Source organism: Saccharopolyspora rectivirgula DSM 43747, from assembly GCF_000497205.1.
Taxonomy (GTDB): Bacteria; Actinomycetota; Actinomycetes; order Mycobacteriales; family Pseudonocardiaceae; genus Saccharopolyspora; species Saccharopolyspora rectivirgula.
This window is the reverse complement of record NZ_AYJW01000018.1, coordinates 43,585-59,623: the sequence shown is the minus strand read 5'-3', so window position 1 is coordinate 59,623 and position 16,039 is coordinate 43,585. Positions and strand designations below refer to the sequence as shown.

The 16,039-nt window shown below is 68.8% G+C and carries 15 protein-coding genes; 10 read left to right on the top strand and 5 right to left on the bottom strand.

Annotated elements, in window-relative coordinates; translation table 11 throughout:
* From SREC43747_RS0107405 to pknB, 7 genes are all read left to right on the top strand, one after another.
* Window positions 1-918: FHA domain-containing protein (locus SREC43747_RS0107405; protein WP_029720526.1), on the top strand; the 918-nt coding region annotated here is incomplete at its 5' end.
* A gap of 46 nt (window positions 919-964) precedes the next feature.
* Window positions 965-1,429 carry an FHA domain-containing protein FhaB/FipA gene (locus SREC43747_RS0107400; protein WP_029720525.1) on the top strand — a complete coding sequence of 155 codons (465 nt, stop codon included), beginning with the start codon at window positions 965-967 and terminating at the stop codon, window positions 1,427-1,429.
* Complete coding sequence (locus tag SREC43747_RS0107395) at window positions 1,426-2,865, top strand: PP2C family protein-serine/threonine phosphatase (protein WP_029720524.1); 1,440 nt, start codon at window positions 1,426-1,428, stop codon at window positions 2,863-2,865. Before SREC43747_RS0107400 ends, SREC43747_RS0107395 begins: the two co-directional genes overlap by 4 nt.
* A complete protein-coding gene (locus SREC43747_RS0107390) occupies window positions 2,865-4,286 on the top strand; it encodes an FtsW/RodA/SpoVE family cell cycle protein (RefSeq protein ID WP_029720523.1) in 1,422 nt (473 codons plus the stop codon). The genes SREC43747_RS0107395 and SREC43747_RS0107390 overlap by 1 nt, the downstream gene beginning before the upstream one ends.
* Window positions 4,283-5,737, top strand: a complete 1,455-nt coding sequence (locus SREC43747_RS0107385) for a peptidoglycan D,D-transpeptidase FtsI family protein (protein WP_029720522.1) — start codon at window positions 4,283-4,285, stop codon at window positions 5,735-5,737. Before SREC43747_RS0107390 ends, SREC43747_RS0107385 begins: the two co-directional genes overlap by 4 nt.
* 3 nt (window positions 5,738-5,740) lie before the next feature.
* Window positions 5,741-7,081: a serine/threonine-protein kinase gene (locus SREC43747_RS21900; protein ID WP_081722463.1), complete on the top strand. Its 1,341-nt coding sequence runs from the start codon at window positions 5,741-5,743 to the stop codon at window positions 7,079-7,081.
* Window positions 7,082-7,118: 37 nt separating this feature from the next.
* The gene (gene pknB, locus SREC43747_RS0107375) at window positions 7,119-9,086 is read left to right on the top strand and encodes a Stk1 family PASTA domain-containing Ser/Thr kinase (protein WP_029720520.1); all 1,968 of its coding nucleotides are present in this window, start codon (window positions 7,119-7,121) and stop codon (window positions 9,084-9,086) included.
* A gap of 75 nt (window positions 9,087-9,161) precedes the next feature.
* On the opposite strand, the gene SREC43747_RS0107370 is transcribed toward pknB, so the two are convergent.
* Together SREC43747_RS0107370 and SREC43747_RS0107365 are read right to left on the bottom strand one after the other, a co-directional pair.
* Window positions 9,162-9,803: an aminodeoxychorismate/anthranilate synthase component II gene (locus tag SREC43747_RS0107370; RefSeq protein WP_029720519.1), complete on the bottom strand. Its 642-nt coding sequence runs from the start codon at window positions 9,801-9,803 to the stop codon at window positions 9,162-9,164.
* 22 nt (window positions 9,804-9,825) lie between these two features.
* Window positions 9,826-10,638: a class E sortase gene (locus SREC43747_RS0107365; protein ID WP_029720518.1), complete on the bottom strand. Its 813-nt coding sequence runs from the start codon at window positions 10,636-10,638 to the stop codon at window positions 9,826-9,828.
* Between the two features lie 175 nt (window positions 10,639-10,813).
* Here SREC43747_RS0107365 and crgA point away from each other — a divergent pair, with 175 nt between their 5' ends.
* A complete protein-coding gene (gene crgA, locus SREC43747_RS0107360) occupies window positions 10,814-11,077 on the top strand; it encodes a cell division protein CrgA (protein WP_029720517.1) in 264 nt (87 codons plus the stop codon).
* 509 nt (window positions 11,078-11,586) lie between these two features.
* Window positions 11,587-11,994 carry a PH domain-containing protein gene (locus tag SREC43747_RS0107355; protein WP_029720516.1) on the top strand — a complete coding sequence of 136 codons (408 nt, stop codon included), beginning with the start codon at window positions 11,587-11,589 and terminating at the stop codon, window positions 11,992-11,994.
* Here SREC43747_RS0107355 and SREC43747_RS0107350 read toward each other — a convergent pair.
* Both SREC43747_RS0107350 and SREC43747_RS0107345 read right to left on the bottom strand, forming a co-directional pair.
* Window positions 11,991-12,920, bottom strand: a complete 930-nt coding sequence (locus tag SREC43747_RS0107350; RefSeq protein ID WP_029720514.1) for a rhomboid family intramembrane serine protease — start codon at window positions 12,918-12,920, stop codon at window positions 11,991-11,993. The genes SREC43747_RS0107355 and SREC43747_RS0107350 overlap by 4 nt on opposite strands.
* A gap of 24 nt (window positions 12,921-12,944) precedes the next feature.
* Window positions 12,945-13,493 carry a peptidylprolyl isomerase gene (locus SREC43747_RS0107345; RefSeq protein ID WP_029720513.1) on the bottom strand — a complete coding sequence of 183 codons (549 nt, stop codon included), beginning with the start codon at window positions 13,491-13,493 and terminating at the stop codon, window positions 12,945-12,947.
* Window positions 13,494-13,628: 135 nt separating this feature from the next.
* On the opposite strand from SREC43747_RS0107345, the gene SREC43747_RS0107340 reads away from it, so the two are divergent.
* Complete coding sequence (locus tag SREC43747_RS0107340; protein WP_051387805.1) at window positions 13,629-14,216, top strand: hypothetical protein; 588 nt, start codon at window positions 13,629-13,631, stop codon at window positions 14,214-14,216.
* A gap of 264 nt (window positions 14,217-14,480) precedes the next feature.
* On the opposite strand, the gene SREC43747_RS0107335 is transcribed toward SREC43747_RS0107340, so the two are convergent.
* Window positions 14,481-15,722, bottom strand: coding sequence for an MFS transporter (locus SREC43747_RS0107335; RefSeq protein ID WP_037331526.1), 1,242 nt, complete (start codon window positions 15,720-15,722; stop codon window positions 14,481-14,483).
* Window positions 15,723-16,039 lie beyond the last annotated feature (317 nt).

Sequence of the window (16,039 nt, the reverse complement as noted above, 5' to 3'; positions counted from 1 at the left end):
GCCTACCCGCAGTCCGGCGGCTTCCCCAACCAGGGCTACGGCCAGCCGGGGTTCGACCAGGGCTACGGCCAGCAGCCCGGTTATGACCAGGGTTACGGCCAGCAGCCCGGCGGGTTCGACCAGGGCTACGGGCAGCAGCCGGGTTACGACCAGGGTTACGGCCAGCAGCCGGGTTACGACCAGGGCTACGGCCAGCAACCCGGCTACGACCAGCAGCCCGGCGGGTTCGACCAGGGCTACGGCCAGCAGCCCGGCTACGACCAGGGTTACGGGCAGCAGCCCGGCGGCGCCTACCCGCAGTCCGGCGGCTTCCCCAACCAGGGCTACGGCCAGCCGGGGTTCGACCAGGGCTACGGCCAGCAGCCCGGCGGCGCCTACCCGCAGTCCGGCGGCTTCCCCAACCAGGGCTACGGCCAGCCGGGGTTCGACCAGGGCTACGGCCAGCAGCCCGGCTACGACCAGGGTTATGCCCAGCCCGGTTACGACCAGGGTTACGGCCAGCCGGGGTTCGACCAGGGTTACGGCCAGCCGGGGTTCGACCAGGGTTACGGCCAGCAGCCCGGCGGCGCCTACCCGCAGAGCGCACCGGGCGGTTACCCGGCCGCGGACCCGGGTCAGCGGCCGCAGCTGACCGCGACCCTGCACCTGGACGACGGTTCGAACCGCACGTACACGCTCAAGCACGGCTCGAACATCATCGGCCGTGGCCAGGAGGGGCAGTTCCGGCTGCCGGACACCGGTGTATCCCGCAAGCACATCGAGATCACCTGGGATGGGCAGAACGCCATGCTCGCCGATCTCGGTTCCACGAATGGCACCACGGTGAACGGCACTCCGGTGCAAACTTGGCAATTGGCAGACGGAGACGTGATCAGGGTCGGCCACTCCTCCCTGATCTTCCGCGCTCAGCAGGCCTGAGGTCGCGGAATACGCGTCCAGACACGAGTAGGAGCGTTCACAACAGGTGCCAGAGCTGGTGATACAGCTGACCAGAGCAGGGTTTCTCGCCCTGCTCTGGTTGTTCGTGCTGGCCGCCCTGCGGGTGGTCCGTTCTGACCTCTACTCGGCGTCCGGGATGCGTATCCCGATGCCAGGCGGGAACCGGATGCCCGGCAAGAACCGGGGCAAGAAGGGCAAAGTCGCCCGCCAGATGGTGGTCACGCACGGCGCCCTGGCCGGTACTCGCATTTCGTTGGACGGTCGGCCGATCACGATTGGTCGCGCTGACGACTCCACGCTGGTCCTCGACGACGACTACGCGTCCACCAGGCACGCCCGGTTGTCGCTCCGAGGTTCTGACTGGTACGTGGAAGATCTAGGCTCCACAAATGGCACATACCTCGATCGGGCGAAGGTCACGGGGCCGACCAAAGTCCCGCTCGGCGTTCCGATCAGAATCGGCAAGACGGTGATCGAGCTGCGCTCATGACCCTCGTCCTTCACTACGCAGCCCGCAGCGACCGCGGCCTGGTCCGTTCGAACAACCAGGACTCGGTCTATGCCGGCCCACGACTACTCGCCCTCGCAGACGGCATGGGCGGCCATGCCGCCGGGGAGGTTGCTAGCAAGGTCGTCATCGCGGCGCTCGCGCCCCTGGATGACGACGAGCCGGGTGACGACCTGCTTGGTCAGCTGCACCAAGCGGTGCTCGCCGGCAACAACGCCATCGCGGAACTGGTCGCCAGCGACCCCGAGCTGGAAGGCATGGGCACCACGCTGACCGCGATCCTGTTCGCGGGCAGCAAGATGGGCTTAGTGCACGTCGGGGACTCGCGCTGCTACATGGTTCGCGACGGCGAACTGACCCAGATCACCCACGACGACACGTTCGTCCAGTCCCTGATCGACGAAGGCCGGATCACCGAGGAGGAAGCGGCCAACCACCCGCAGCGCTCCCTGCTGCTGCAGGCGCTGACCGGGCACGAGGTGGAACCCACCTTGACCATCCGGGAGTGCCGCGCTGGCGACCGCTACCTGCTGTGCTCCGACGGCCTGACCGGCCCGGTCAGCACCGAGACGATCGCCGAAGCGCTCCGGATCCCGGACCCGCAGCAGTGCGCGGACCGGATGATCGAGCTGGCGCTCAAGGGCGGCGGACCGGACAACGTCACAGTCATCGTCGCCGACGTCGTCGACGTCGAATTCGGCGACGACGCCCCCATCGTCGGGGGTGCGGCGGGAAATGGCGATGAGCACCCGCAGCCGGACTCGTCTGCTGCTCGAGCTTCCGCGATGTTGCCGCGGCCGCCGCAGCAGCAGCGACCTGAACCCACCTCACCACCGGTGGAGCCGCGCCGCAAACGCCGTTGGCTCGGCCTGCTGATGGTGATGTGCGGTGTGCTCATCCTGCTTGGTGGAACCGTACTGGTTGGGCGTTGGTGGGTGCTCAACCGGTACTTCATCGGGGTCAACGAGGCCGATGAAGTGGTGATCTACCAAGGTGTTCCGGGCAACGTGCTCGGCTTCTCCATGAACTGGCAGGTGGAGACCTCCTGCCCGGAGGGTTCCGCACCGGACTGCGAACCCATCAAGCTGCAGGACCTGGTGGAAGCCCAGCGGCCCGACGTGCGCAGCGGCGCCCTGGAGGTCAACGGGCTGCAGGAGGCCCGGGAAGCCATGCGCCGGCTGCGGATGAACGCGCTGCTCCCCGAGTGCGAGAAGCCCGAGCCGACCCCGCAGCCGAGCCAGCCCCCGGCGCACCCGCCGGTGCCGCCGGAAGGTCAGTCCGTGCCGCCCGGCACTCCGACGCAAGCGGTGCCGCCCCCGCCCGAGCAGCCTCCGCCGCCGGAGCCCTCGAGCACGGACGCGACCCCGCTGCAGACCAAAGAACAGAAACCAGGCGTTACCTGCCGGATGGTGAGCTGATGGCAACACCGGTCACGACCGGCCCAGCCAGCGGCTCCGCCAGCACGCCGAACGTGCGCACGCGGCGGGGTACTGAGCTGTTCATGCTGGTGTTCTCCGCGGTGATCGTCACCGGGGCGATCATGATCGTGGAGATCAATCAAGAGCAGACCGTCACCCGGCAACTGCTGTACTACGGGCTGGCGTTCTTGGCGCTGTTCGGCGGCGCCCACCTCGCGGTGCGGAAGTTCGCCCCGTACGCCGACCCGCTGATCCTGCCGCTCGTGTCCCTGGTCAACGGGCTCGGGCTGGTGATGCTGCACCGCCTGGACCTGGCGGAGGTGACGGGCTCGCCGTTCACCGGCAAGCAGATCTTCTTCTCCACCGTCGGTGTGCTGATGTTCGTGCTGGTCCTGGCCTTCCTCAAGGACCACCGGGTGCTCGCCCGCTACGGCTACACCTGCGGTTTCGCCGGGTTGATCCTGCTCGCCCTGCCCGGGTTGCTGCCCAGCTCCATTTCCGAGATCAACGGTGCCAAACTGTGGATCTCCATCGGCGGGATGTCAATCCAGCCCGGCGAATTCGCCAAGATCCTGCTGATGATCTTCTTCGCGTCCTTCCTGGTGTCCAAGCGGGAGCTGTTCACCGCCGCCGGGAAGCGCTTCCTGGGCGTCGACTTCCCCCGCGCCCGGGACCTGGGTCCGGTGCTCCTCGCCTGGTTCCTGTCCATCGGCATCGTGGTGCTGGAGAAGGACCTGGGCACCTCGCTGCTGTTCTTCGGCATCGTGCTGGTGATGATCTACATCGCCACCGAGCGGGCGGTGTGGGTCTTCCTCGGCCTGTCGATGTTCGCGGTCGGCTGCGTCCTGGCGTTCAACCTGTTCAGCCACGTCCAGGTCCGGGTCAACACCTGGTTGGACCCGCTGGCGGAACTGCCCAACGACCCGGGCTACCAGCTGCGGACCGGGCTGTTCGGGATGACCTACGGCGGGATCCCAGGCACCGGGCTGGGCAACGGTCGACCGGACCTGACCCCGTGGGCGGCCAGTGACTTCATCATCTCCGCGATCGGTGAAGAACTCGGCCTGGTCGGCCTGATGGCCCTGTTCATGCTGTACCTGCTGCTGATGACCCGCGGGCTGCGCACCGCGCTGGCGGTCCGCGACTCCTTCGGCAAGCTGTTCGCCGGCGGTCTGTCGTTCACCATCGCGCTGCAGCTGTTCGTGGTGGCCGGGGGCGTCACCGGGCTCATCCCGATGACCGGTCTGACCGCGCCGTTCATGGCCTACGGCGGTTCCTCCCTGCTGGCCAACTACATCCTGATCGCGATGCTGCTGCGGGTGTCCGACGCGGCCCGCCGCCCGCAGGAACCGCCGAAGCCGAAACCGAAGCAGGCCCCGATCGCGGAGGCACATACCGAACTGGTGGAGCGTCCCCGATGAACAAGCCGCTGCGCCGAGTCGCGCTGGTCATGATGGCGATGGTCGTGCTGCTGATGGGCAACGCGACCTACATCCAGGTCATCAAGGCCGACGAGTACCGGAAGGCCGCCGGCAACCAGCGGACGCTCTACGACAAGTACTCCCGGGAGCGGGGCCAGATCATCGCCGGCGGGCAGTCCCTGGCGCACTCGGTGCCCGCCGACAGCGAGATCCTGAAGTACCAGCGCAAGTACCCGAACGGCCCGATGTTCGCGCCGGTGACCGGGTTCTACTCGTTCTACTACGGCTCCAACGGCATCGAGCGGGCCGAGGACGACATCCTCAACGGCACCGACGACAGCCTCGCGTTCGACCACCTGGCGGACATCATCACCGGGGAGAAGCCGCGGGGCGGCAACGTCGAGCTGACCATCGACCCGGCGATCCAGCAGGTCGCCTACGAGCAGCTCACCAGCAAGGGGTTCCAGGGCTCGGTGGTGGCGCTGAACCCGTCCACCGGCGAAATCCTGGCCATGGTCAACGCGCCCTCCTACGACCCGAACGTGCTCACCGCGCACGACAACAACGCGGTCGCCGAGGCCTGGCAGGAGCTGGAGAACGACGACAGCCGACCGCTGTCCAACCGGGCGGTTTCGGAGACCTACCCGCCCGGCTCCACCTTCAAGCTGATCACCACCGCGGCCGCGCTGGAGAACGGCTACACCTCCGACAGCAAGGTGGAGGACGCCGCGTCGATCACCCTGCCCAACACCCGGACCCAGCTGCCGAACTACGGCGGCAAGCAGTGCGCCGGCAACACCCTCATCGAGGCCCTGGCCCACTCCTGCAACACGGCCTTCGCCGAGATCGCCGGGGAGGTCGGGCCGGACAAGCTGCGGGAAACCGCGGCCCGGTTCGGGTTCGGCAAGGACCTGCAGATCCCGATGAGCGTGGCGCACTCCGACCTCGGCCCGATGCCGGACGCCGCCGCCCTGTACCAGTCGGGCATCGGCCAGCGCGACGTGCGGGTCACCCCGCTGCAGAACGCGATGATCGCAGCGGCCATCGCCAACGACGGCGAGCTGATGAAGCCCCAGCTGGTCAAGGCCACGCGGGCACCGGACATGTCGGAGCTGGACACCTTCAAACCGGAATCCCTCGGCCAGGCGGTCGACCCCAAGATCGCCCAGGCCATCCGGGACATGATGATCCAGTCGGAGCGCTACACCAAGGGCTCCGGCAAGATCTCCGGCATCGACATCGCGTCCAAGACCGGTACCGCACAGCACGGTGACCCGGAGGACAAACCGCACGGCTGGTACGTGGCGTTCGCCCCGGCCGAGAACCCGCAGATCGCGGTCGCCGTGATCGTGGAGAACGGCGGTGACGAGGGTGCGGAAGCCACCGGCGGCTCCATCGCCGCCCCGATCGGCCGGGAGGTCATCCGGGCGGGTCTGCAGGGAGGTGGCTGATCCGTGCTTACCTCCGGCCAGTTGCTCGCCGAGCGCTACCGGTTGGACCGGCGGATCGCCGTGGGCGGCATGGGCGAGGTGTGGCAAGCCGTCGACGTCCGGTTAGATCGCACGGTCGCGGTGAAGGTGCTCAAGGCCGAGCTCTCCGGGAACGCCGAGTTCCTGCACCGCTTCCGCACCGAGGCCAGGACCACCGCGTCGCTGAACCACCCGGGGATCGCCGCGGTCCACGACTACGGCGAGACCGCTTCCACGCCGGACGGTCCGGACGACACCGCCTACCTGGTGATGGAGCTGGTCGAAGGTGAGCCGCTGGCGGCGATCCTGGCCCGGGAAGGACGGATCAACACCGACCACACGCTCGACATGCTGGAGCAGGCCGGCCGGGCGCTGCAGGCAGCTCACGAACGCGGCCTGGTGCACCGGGACGTCAAGCCCGGGAACATCCTCATCACCCCGGACGGGACGGTGAAGATCACCGACTTCGGCCTGGCCAAGGCCGCCGACGCGGCACCGGTGACCCGGTCGGGGATGGTGATGGGCACGGCCCACTACATCGCGCCGGAACAGGCGCTGGGCGAAGAATCCAGCCCTGCCAGCGATGTGTACTCCCTGGCGGTCGTAGGCTACGAGTGCCTGATGGGCCACCGGCCGTTCCTGTCGGACAACGCCGTGACCGTGGCCATGATGCACATCCGGGACGTGGCGCCACCGCTGCCGCCCGACGTTCCCCCGGGTGTGCGGACGCTGATCGAAGCGACCTTGGTGAAGGACCCCCGCCGGCGCTACGCCGACGGCGGGGAATTCGCCAACGCCGTCGCCGCTGTGCGAGCCGGCCATCCACCCCCGCCTCCCGCCAGGCTGGCGGGGATGCCGGTGCAGCGGCAGCTGCAGTCCCAACCGGCGATACCGGTTCTGGGAGTGCCGCCGCAGGCACCGGCGAACCAGCCGCAGGCACCGGCGAATCAGCCGCCACCCATGGCCGCCAACACGTATCCGCCGGGAATGCTCACCCCGCAGTCACCACCGCAGCAGCTGCCACCGCAGCCGCAAGCACCGCAGCAGCGCAACAACCGAGCCGTCGTCTGGGTGCTCTCGACCGTGCTGGCTGTTGTACTGCTGGTGGTGGCCGGAGCGCTGATCTTCTGGACGGTCCAGAACCAGGGACTGGACCGGAGCGGTCATCCGACCGAGCTCACCCTGGACCCTTCGCCCGGTTTAGGCCAGACTGCGCTACGGCATGCCCCTCTGCCAGGAGTCGACACCAGGCTGGGGGAGCCCGAGGTCGGGGGAACCACGTACGCCGCCCTGGAACCGCTGTCCGGAAACGGCGGGGCAGCATGATGGGACGATCGTTGACAAGGATCGGAACGACGCTTCGATGAGTTCACCGCGACTTCTCTCCAACCGCTACGAGATCGGTGAAACACTCGGCTATGGCGGTATGTCGGAAGTGCACCGCGGCCGGGACACGCGGCTGGGGCGGGACGTGGCGGTCAAGATCTTGCGGGCCGACCTCGCCCGGGACCCGACGTTCCAGCTCCGCTTCCGCAGGGAAGCCCAGAACGCCGCTGCACTGAACCATCCGGCGATCGTCGCCGTCTACGACACCGGGGAAACCGAGTCGGAGAACGGGCCGCTGCCGTACATCGTCATGGAGTACGTCGACGGCCGGACGCTGCGCGACATCGTCAAGACCGAGGGCCCGCTGCCGCCCCGCCGGGCGATGGAAGTCATGGCCGACGCTTCGGCGGCGCTGGACTTCAGCCACCGGCACGGCATCGTGCACCGGGACGTCAAGCCGGCGAACATCATGATCACCACCTCCGGCGCGGTGAAGGTGATGGACTTCGGCATCGCCCGCGCGCTGGACGGCCAGCAGGCCGCGGTCACCCAGACCGCGGCGGTCATCGGCACCGCCCAGTACCTCTCCCCGGAGCAGGCCCGCGGCGAGTCCGTGGACGCCCGCAGCGACGTCTACGCGGCGGGCTGCGTGCTGTTCGAGCTGCTGACCGGAGAACCGCCGTTCACCGGTGATTCGCCAGTGGCGGTCGCCTACCAGCACGTGCGGGAGGAGCCGCGCAAACCCTCGGACGTCAACCCGACCGTGCCGGCCTCGCTGGACGCCGTGGTGCTCAAGGCGCTCAGCAAGAACCCGGCCAACCGCTACCAGTCGGCCTCCGAGATGCGGGCGGACCTGGTGCGGGTGCTGTCCGGGCAGCGGCCGAAGGCACCGATGATCATGTCGGACGAGGAGCGGACCGCGATGCTCGAGGAGACGTCGAGCACCGAGATGGTCCAAACCGGCCGGCACCACCGGGTGGAACCGGAGGAGGACGGCGAGGAAACGGCGTACGAGCAGGCCCCCGCGCGCGGCGGCAAGCGGCGCAAGAACCTGCTCATCGCGTTAGTGACGGTGGCTTGCGTGGCGGTGTTCGCCCTGGCCGCCTGGCTCACCACCTTCCTGATGGCCCAGCAGGAACCGGAGCAGATCCGGGTGCCGAACCTGCGGGGCCGGGTGCAGGCCGACGCGGTCGCCTTCGCCAACTCCAACGGCTGGAACCCGGTGATCGTCCAGTGCCCCTCCAACCAGGAGCAGGTCAACCGAGTGGTGAACCAGGAGCCGGAGGCGAACACGCTGGTCCCGGAGAACCAGCGGCAGTTGAAGCTGTGCATCGGCACCGGCCCCGAGCAGACCCAGGTGCCCGACCTGTACGGGCTGAGCATCCAGGAGGCCTGGGAGCAGCTGAACAAGGCGGGGTTGAGCCTGGGCTCCATCGAATACCAGGAGACGGAGAACGAGCAGCTCGTCGACAAGATCATCGAGTGGAGCAACCGCGACAGCACGATCGACAAGGGCACGGCCATCGACGTGGTCATCGGCAAGAAGTCGGAGAACGTGCAGATCCCGGACCTGCGGGGGCAGCCGTTCGAGACCGCCGAGGCCTTCCTGGTGGGCGCTGGCTTCAAGGTGCAGAAGCAGGAGGTCGACTCCGATCAGCCCGGCGGCACGGTCGTCAACCAGGATCCGGCTCCGGGCAGCAAGGCCCGGCCCGGCACCACGGTGACCCTGATGGTGTCCAAGGGCGAGCAGTTGACCATGCCGGACCTGCGGGAGATGAGCCCGGAGGAGGCCCTGGAGGAACTGCGCGACATGGGCTGGAGCGGTGAGCTGCGGCAGGTTTCGCGGAGCACCTCCGACTCCGACGAGGAGGGGAAGGTCATCGGCTCCGACCCGAGCCCGGGCCAGTCGCTGGGCAAGAACCAGCCCGTGACCATCTACGTCGGGGAGGACGAGGACTCCCCGAGCACCACCCCGGGCGGTGGGATCTTCCCGCCGTTCGGCTGAGCGGTGCCGCGTTGATCCGGGCGGATGCCTTCGGCGTCCGCCCGGTTCTGCTTCTCGGGGTGCTTTCCGACCGGTTCAGCGGTGCGCCGCGGCGGCCACCCGGCGCATGCCGGTCTCCAGTTCGGCCACCAGGTGCTCGGGAACCGGGTGCCCGGCGTCGGCCATCCAGTTGGCCAGCATCCGGTGCCCGCCGTCGGTGAGCACCGACTCGGGGTGGAACTGGACCCCTTCGACCGGCAGCTCGCGGTGCCGCATGCCCATCACGATGCCGCTCTCGGTGCGGGCGGTGACCTCGAACTCCTCGGGAACGCTGTCGGCCCGGACGATCAGCGAGTGGTACCGGGTGGCGATGAACGGGTTCGGCAGACCGGCGAACACCCCGGAACCGTCGTGGTGGATCTCGCTGACCTTGCCGTGCAGGAGCTCGGGGGCTCGCTCGACCGTGCCGCCGAAGACCGCGCCGATCGCCTGGTGCCCCAAGCACACCCCGAGCACGGGTTTGCGCTCGCCGGCGCAGCGCTCGATGAGCTCCATGGTGCGGCCCGCCCGCTGCGGGGTTCCGGGCCCGGGGCTGAACAGCACCCCGTCGGCCTCGGTCACCTCTTCGTCGGTCACGACGTCGTTGCGCCGAACCGAGCACTCCGCGCCGAGCTGCGCCAGGTACTGCACCAGGTTGTAGACGAAGCTGTCGTAGTTGTCGACCACCAGAACACGCACTCGCCCAGCGTACGCGCTGTTTTCAACGTTCGGGCACGGCGTTTTCCGTGAGTTCTGGCGGACGCAGCCCGGGCTGGTCCGGCAGCTTCTGGTACTGCTTGGTGAGCAGCCCGTGCACGATCAGCCGTTGCCGGGCGGACCACTCCGGGTGGCAGGTGGTGAGCGTGATCAGCGGCAACTGCTGGTCGGCGGGGAGCACCTGCTCCGGTTCGCCGGGGACCGGGTTGAGCACGGCGGCCTGGTCCGGGGACACCGTCCGCACGCCCACGACCTCGTCGTAGGGGGCGGGCAGCTGCGGCGCGCACTTCGGGTCGTCCCCGGACGTGTCCGAGTCGGCCAGCGGCAGCACCCGGTAGACGTACCAGTGGGTGGCGGTTTCCACGATCAGCGGGGCGCACGGGGTGAGTTCGTCGAGCTCGTTGAACGGTGCGCCGTACCCGTTCCGGTGCCCGGCCACCGCGAAGTTGCCCGGCTGACCGGGCAGTGCGGTCGCCGGGTAGTGCCCGGGGCCGGCCGCCAGCGTGTCCGCATCGGTTCCTTCCAGCACGACCAGCTCGGCGCCCAGGTCCGGGATGTGGAGCTTCGCGATGCCCTCACCCGGTTGGAAGTCGCTGGGCCGCGGTTCCGGTTCGTCCCACCGCTGCACCAGCTGCGCTTCGGCTTCGGCCTGCTTGCGCCCGCTCACCCAGTTGGTGGCGTAGCCGGCGTAGAACACCCAGGAGAGCAGGGCCAGCCCGGACACCACGCAGAACGCTCCCACGACCCGGACCGCGGTGCGGAGCCCGGGACGGCCGGTAGGTGGTGGCGGCGCTGCGTACAGGCCTTCATCCCCCATCGGTGTTCCTCCGCTCACACCTGAGTGCGAGTTGCTGGGTCTGATCCGCCACGTGGTTGCGTTAACGTGGTAACAGGAAAACGAGCCGTGACGCCGATGGTTTCGCCGCAGCCGCGGCTCCGGGCACACGGCGCAGGTTGGCGCGTACCCGCAGCACAGGCGAGGATCCAAACCCATGCCGAAGTCGAAGGTCCGGAAGAAGGCCGCTACTGCCCCGGTGGACCGCCGCACCCCGGTCAAACCGAAGTCGATGGGCCCGTCGCACCCGCTCTACGTCGCGGTGATGCTCGGCCTGATGCTGATCGGCCTGCTGTGGCTGGTGGTCAACTACCTCGCCGGCGACAAGATCCCGTTCATGCTCGAACTGGGTGCTTGGAACTTCGCCGTGGGGTTCGCCTTCATCATCGTCGGCCTGCTGATGACCATGCGCTGGCGGTGACCCGGCTCCTCCGCTGCTGAACTCCTCGCTGCAGCTGTTCCCCACCGCAGCGGGGCGGTGCGCCGCCGCCCGGTGGAGCGGGTGTTGCCGCGCGAGCGTCCCCCGCCGAGGTGGGTGTGCATCGACCTCGGCGCACCGCTTCCGGCGCGCTCGGCCGCACCGGCTGCCGCGGGCGCAGCTGCCGGTGCTTGTTCCCGGTCGGGTGGAACCGGATTGATCATTCCGGGTCATCTTGCGCGTTTTCGGCGTTGATCTCTTGGCCGAGCGGCCGCGTTGCGCGATGATCTTGTTGCTGGGCGGTGCTCGCCCCCGCTCAACCCCGCCGGTCGCTGGAGCTGCAGCACGTCGCAACGAGCCGACCGCGGCAGACGACCGGAGCAGCGGTTACTCCAGATGAATTACGTCGGCGTAAGAACACCTGTGTAAGAACATGTGTGTAAGTTATCCCCACTGGGGATAAACCTGTGGATAACTCGGCAGTAGGGACGTTCTAGGTCACACTTAGAGGTGTGGATAACAGCGAAGCTCAGGCGTGGGCTACTCCGGTCGGGTTACTAACAGCCACTTGGCTGTTGACCGCGGCCGCGGTGGCCTGGTGGTTGGCCAGCGACACCGCGCTCGACCGGTTCTTCATCGGTGTCGTCGTCCTGGTGCTGGCCGCGTTCTCCGCCTACGGCACCATCTGCCGCCCACGACTGCGGGCCGACGCCGACGGCCTGACCGTGCGCAAGCTGTTCGGCCGGCAGCAACTGCCCTGGCCCGCGGTGGCGATCCGGGTGAACACCACCCGGAGGTTCGGGCGCTCCATCCACCTGCTGGAACTGGACACCGGTGAGCACCTGGTCGTGCTCACCCGAACCGACCTCGGAGCGGAACCGCAGGACGTGGCCGACCGGCTGGCGCAACTGCGCCCCTAACCGGGCAGCCGGCCGCACCTGGTGTCCCACCCGGAGCCGAAGCACACGATGTTGCCCATCTGCGCATCCCGGGTGATCAGCACCGCCACCAGCACGACGAACAGCAGCAGCAGGCCACCCGCCTGGTACAGGTTCCGCCGCTGCCGGGGGGCGTAGACCAGCGCCGCGGTCGACGCCACTCCCAGGACGAGCCCGCCCAGGTGCCCGAGCAGCGAGATCCCCGGGATCAGCACGCTGACCACGAGGTTGAGCGCGATGACGGTCAGCACCGGCCGCAGGCTCACCTTGAGCCGCAAGGCGGCGATCGCGATCCCGCCCATCAGGCCGTACACCGCACCGGAGGCACCGGCCACGGGCTGCAGCGGCTCCCCGAACAGGAACACCGCGGCGCTGCCGCCCAGCAGGGACAGCAGGTACACGAGCGCGAACCGCAGCCGGCCGAGCAGCAGCTCCAGGTCCCGGCCGATCACCCACAGCGCGATCATGTTCATCGCCAGGTGGACCAGGCCCAGGTGCAGGAAGCCGGAGGTGATCAGCCGCCACCACTGCCCACCGGCGGCCAGCATCGGCCACAGCGCCATCTCGCTGAACAGCGTCGCCGTGTAGTTGCTGTTCGCGCCGCCCGACTGCACCGCCGTGATCGCGAAGACCACCACGTTCACGGCGATCAGCAGCGGCACCAGCAGCGGCTTGTCGGCCAGCCGCGCCCCGGCGACCGTCACCGGTCGCCGGACGCTGGCCCGCCCCTGCGCGACGCAGTCCACGCACTGGTAGCCCACCGGGGCTTCGCGCAAGCACTCCGGGCAAGCCGGCCGCTCGCAGCGGACGCAGCGCAGCCCCGTCGGCCGGTCCGGGTGCCGGGCGCAGGAGGGTAACTGCGCCGACGACCCCTCGGTCCCCGGTGAGGCTCCGGGCGGAACAGTCACTCGAGACCTGCCTTGTCGTCCGGGTCAGGACCGCTCGATCGTGACCTTCTCGATGACGATGTCGTGCACCGGACGGTCGGCCTGCCCGGTCGGGGTCTGCGAGATCGCGTCCACCACGTCCCTGGACTGCTGGTCGGCGACCTCACCGAAAATCGTGTGCTTGTAGTTCAGCCAAGTCGTGGGCGCCACGGTGATGAAGAACTGCGAGCCGTTGGTGTTCGGCCCGGCGTTGGCCATCGCCACCAGGTACGGCTTGTTGAACTGCAGTTCCGGGTGGAACTCGTCAGCGAACTCGTAACCGGGGCCGCCACGACCGGTTCCGGTCGGGTCACCGGTCTGGATCATGAACCCGTCGATGACCCGGTGGAAGATCACACCGTCGTAGAACGGCCCAGAGCGCTCACCCCGCGCGTTGGGGGCGTTGTACTCCTTCGTGCCTTCCGCGAGGCCCACGAAGTTGGCAACTGTCTTGGGCGCCTTGTCGGGGAAAAGGTTGATCCGGATGTCGCCCTGCGAGGTGTGCAGAGTCGCGGTCACCTTCGTCCCAACGAGCGATCCGTTGTCTTCAGCCACTCAACCATCCTGCCATCGAAGAGCGGGAAAGCGGTGTCTGGGTCAGTATGAGGGCTGATCGCCGTCCGTGAGCGCGCGAACCCGGAAAGTGCTCGAGGCGCGAGGGCGTCCGAAATACCCGATTAGGAGGCACACATGGACGAAGTGGAGACGATGGCCCGGACCGGGGAACGCATCGGCCGGCTGGTCGGCGTCGGGGTGCGCAACGCCCGGGAGAACGCCGCGCGGGCCGGTGAGCTCGGCCGGATGCTGTCCAAGCAGGCCGCGATGCGCGCGGAGCAGGAATTGGCCAACCGCGGCATCTCCACCGAGCAGCTGCCGGAAGTGCTCGCCCAGGTGACCGGGAAATCGCCCCAGGAGCTGGCCGGGCTCACCCGCAAGGCCCGCAAGCGGTGGGAGAAGAAGATCGCCAAGTCGCGCAAGCAGCTGGCCAAGAACACCGCAGCCGCCCGCAAGGAACTGGCCAAGCGCAAGGAGCTGGCCGCCCAGCTCAACCCGAACCTGCAGCCGAAGAAGCGGCGCAAGTGGCCCTGGGTGCTGCTGGTCCTGGGCAGCATCGCGGCAGCCGCGGCCACGTTCGTCCTGTCCCGGCGTCCGGAAGAACTGCCGGTGGCCAACGCCAGCGAGGACTTCCACCGCCCCGAGCCGCACAAGGTGCAGCCGGCGCAGAACGACAACTCGGACACCCGAAAAGCGGCAGCCGGTCAGCACAAGACCAGCTGACCGAGCACGACCGGTCCGGACACCACCGGATCGTGTAGTCACCCTGCCGCGCGACAGCGGGTGCGCGAGCGCACCGCGCCCCGGAACCACCTCCTCGTGAGCCACAGCTTCGGTTCCGGTGGCCGTCCCGCACCAGCCGATCCGTGCCGCCACCAACCGGGCACCGCACAACAACCCCTCCCAGGGCCACGGCGAGCGCTGGACGAGCCACCGGAACCGGACCACGAGTCCACCGCGCCCGGGGACCTACCCCCGGGACGCCGGTCAGCTCCCCACCGAGTGCAGCCGCGCCGATTCGGCCACGTCCTCCACCGGCCGGCGGGCCGCCGCCACGCTGAGCGCCCCCAGCACACCGACCAGCGCGAACGCGTAGAAGCCCCACGGATAGGCCAGGTCCAGGGAGAGCAGCGCCCCGCCCAGCAGCGGACCGCAGATGGCGCCGAGCCGGCCGACCCCGGAAGCCCACCCCAACGCGGTCGCCCGGTTGGCCGCCGGGAAGACGCGGCCGATGTAGGCGTAGACGAGCACCTGGGAGCTGAACACGAAGCAGCCCGCCACGAAAACCGCGACGTGCAGCCCGATTTCGGGCAACCGGATGCTCAGCGCGGCCAGGAACACCGCTGCCACCGCGAACCAACCGATGGTCGCCGCGCGGGGCCCGACCCGGTCGGCCACCGCACCGGCGAGCAGCAAACCGGCCACCGCGCCGATGTTGAGCGTCAGCAGCAGCCCCAACGCGGCCCCCAGCGGATAACCGGCCTCCCGCATGATCTGCGGCAGCCAGGTGTTCAACCCGTACACCAGCAGCAGCCCCATGAACGAGGCCACCCAGAAGGCGACGGTGGACCGGGCGAACCCGTCGCGGAACAGGGAAGCGATCGCGTCCACTCCCCCGCCTCGGCGCTGGCGCTGCTCGGCCTCCCGCCGGAACGACTCCGACTCCGGCAGGTAGCGCACCATGAGCGGGACCAGCACCACGGCGGGCAGGGCGCCGAACACGAACATCGCTTCCCACCCCAGCACCGGCAGCACCAGGATGCCGAGCACCGCGGTCAGCACCGCGCCGAAGTGGTAGCCGGTCATGATCAGCGTGGTGGCGCTGCCGTTCTTGCCGGCGCGCGCGTACTCGGTCACCAGGGCCAGCGCGGTCGGCAAGCACCCGCCGAGCCCCAGACCGGCCAGGAAGCGCAGCAGCCCGAAGGCGAAGGCGTTGGGGGCGACCGCGCACAGCGCGGTCAGCACCGAAAAGCTGATGACGGCGAAGATCAGCGTCTTGCGCCGGCCGATGACGTCCGTGATCGTGCCGATCGCCAGCGAACCGATCGCCATCCCGATCAAGCCGGTGGTCGACACGGCGGAAGCACTGGCCGGGGTGAGCCCCCACTGCTGGTCCTCCAGCAGCACCGGCAGCACCGTGCCCAGCACGACCATGTCGAAGCCTTCGAGAAGGACCGCTGTCCAGCACAGCGGCAGCACCCATCCGCGGTGCCGGCCGGGATTCGACATGTCACCCTCCAAGTCCGCTGCCAAAGCATTGGGCGCATGTTGCCGGCTTAGAGGTGATTAGCAACACATTTTCTTCTGCTGGTCGGAAAATCCGTTGTCGCGGATTTCCGCCTGCGAACGGGACGACCACCGGGGCCCGCCTGCCGCGCTCACCGGAATTCCCGCGGGCCACGGCCGCCCGAGCGGCCTCGACACCCCGGGGCCGAGCCCTCGATGGGAGGAGCGCTCCCGCCCAGCCGCGGAGCAGAGGCCGAGCGGTGGTGCGCCCGCACCGGCAGCAGACCACGCGCGACGAGCGGTCGAAGACAACAAAACGG

What these genes read in the sequence shown, in the direction of transcription:
- SREC43747_RS0107395 (WP_029720524.1), top strand. Translation starts at nt 1,426, where the DNA reads ATGACCCTCGTCCTTCACTACGCAGCCCGCAGCGACCGCGGCCTGGTC.
- SREC43747_RS0107390 (WP_029720523.1), top strand. Translation starts at nt 2,865, where the DNA reads ATGGCAACACCGGTCACGACCGGCCCAGCCAGCGGCTCCGCCAGCACG.
- SREC43747_RS0107385 (WP_029720522.1), top strand. Translation starts at nt 4,283, where the DNA reads ATGAACAAGCCGCTGCGCCGAGTCGCGCTGGTCATGATGGCGATGGTC.
- pknB (WP_029720520.1), top strand. Translation starts at nt 7,119, where the DNA reads ATGAGTTCACCGCGACTTCTCTCCAACCGCTACGAGATCGGTGAAACA.
- SREC43747_RS0107365 (WP_029720518.1), bottom strand. Translation starts at nt 10,638, where the DNA reads ATGGGGGATGAAGGCCTGTACGCAGCGCCGCCACCACCTACCGGCCGT.
- crgA (WP_029720517.1), top strand. Translation starts at nt 10,814, where the DNA reads ATGCCGAAGTCGAAGGTCCGGAAGAAGGCCGCTACTGCCCCGGTGGAC.
- SREC43747_RS0107340 (WP_051387805.1), top strand. Translation starts at nt 13,629, where the DNA reads ATGGACGAAGTGGAGACGATGGCCCGGACCGGGGAACGCATCGGCCGG.
- SREC43747_RS0107335 (WP_037331526.1), bottom strand. Translation starts at nt 15,722, where the DNA reads ATGTCGAATCCCGGCCGGCACCGCGGATGGGTGCTGCCGCTGTGCTGG.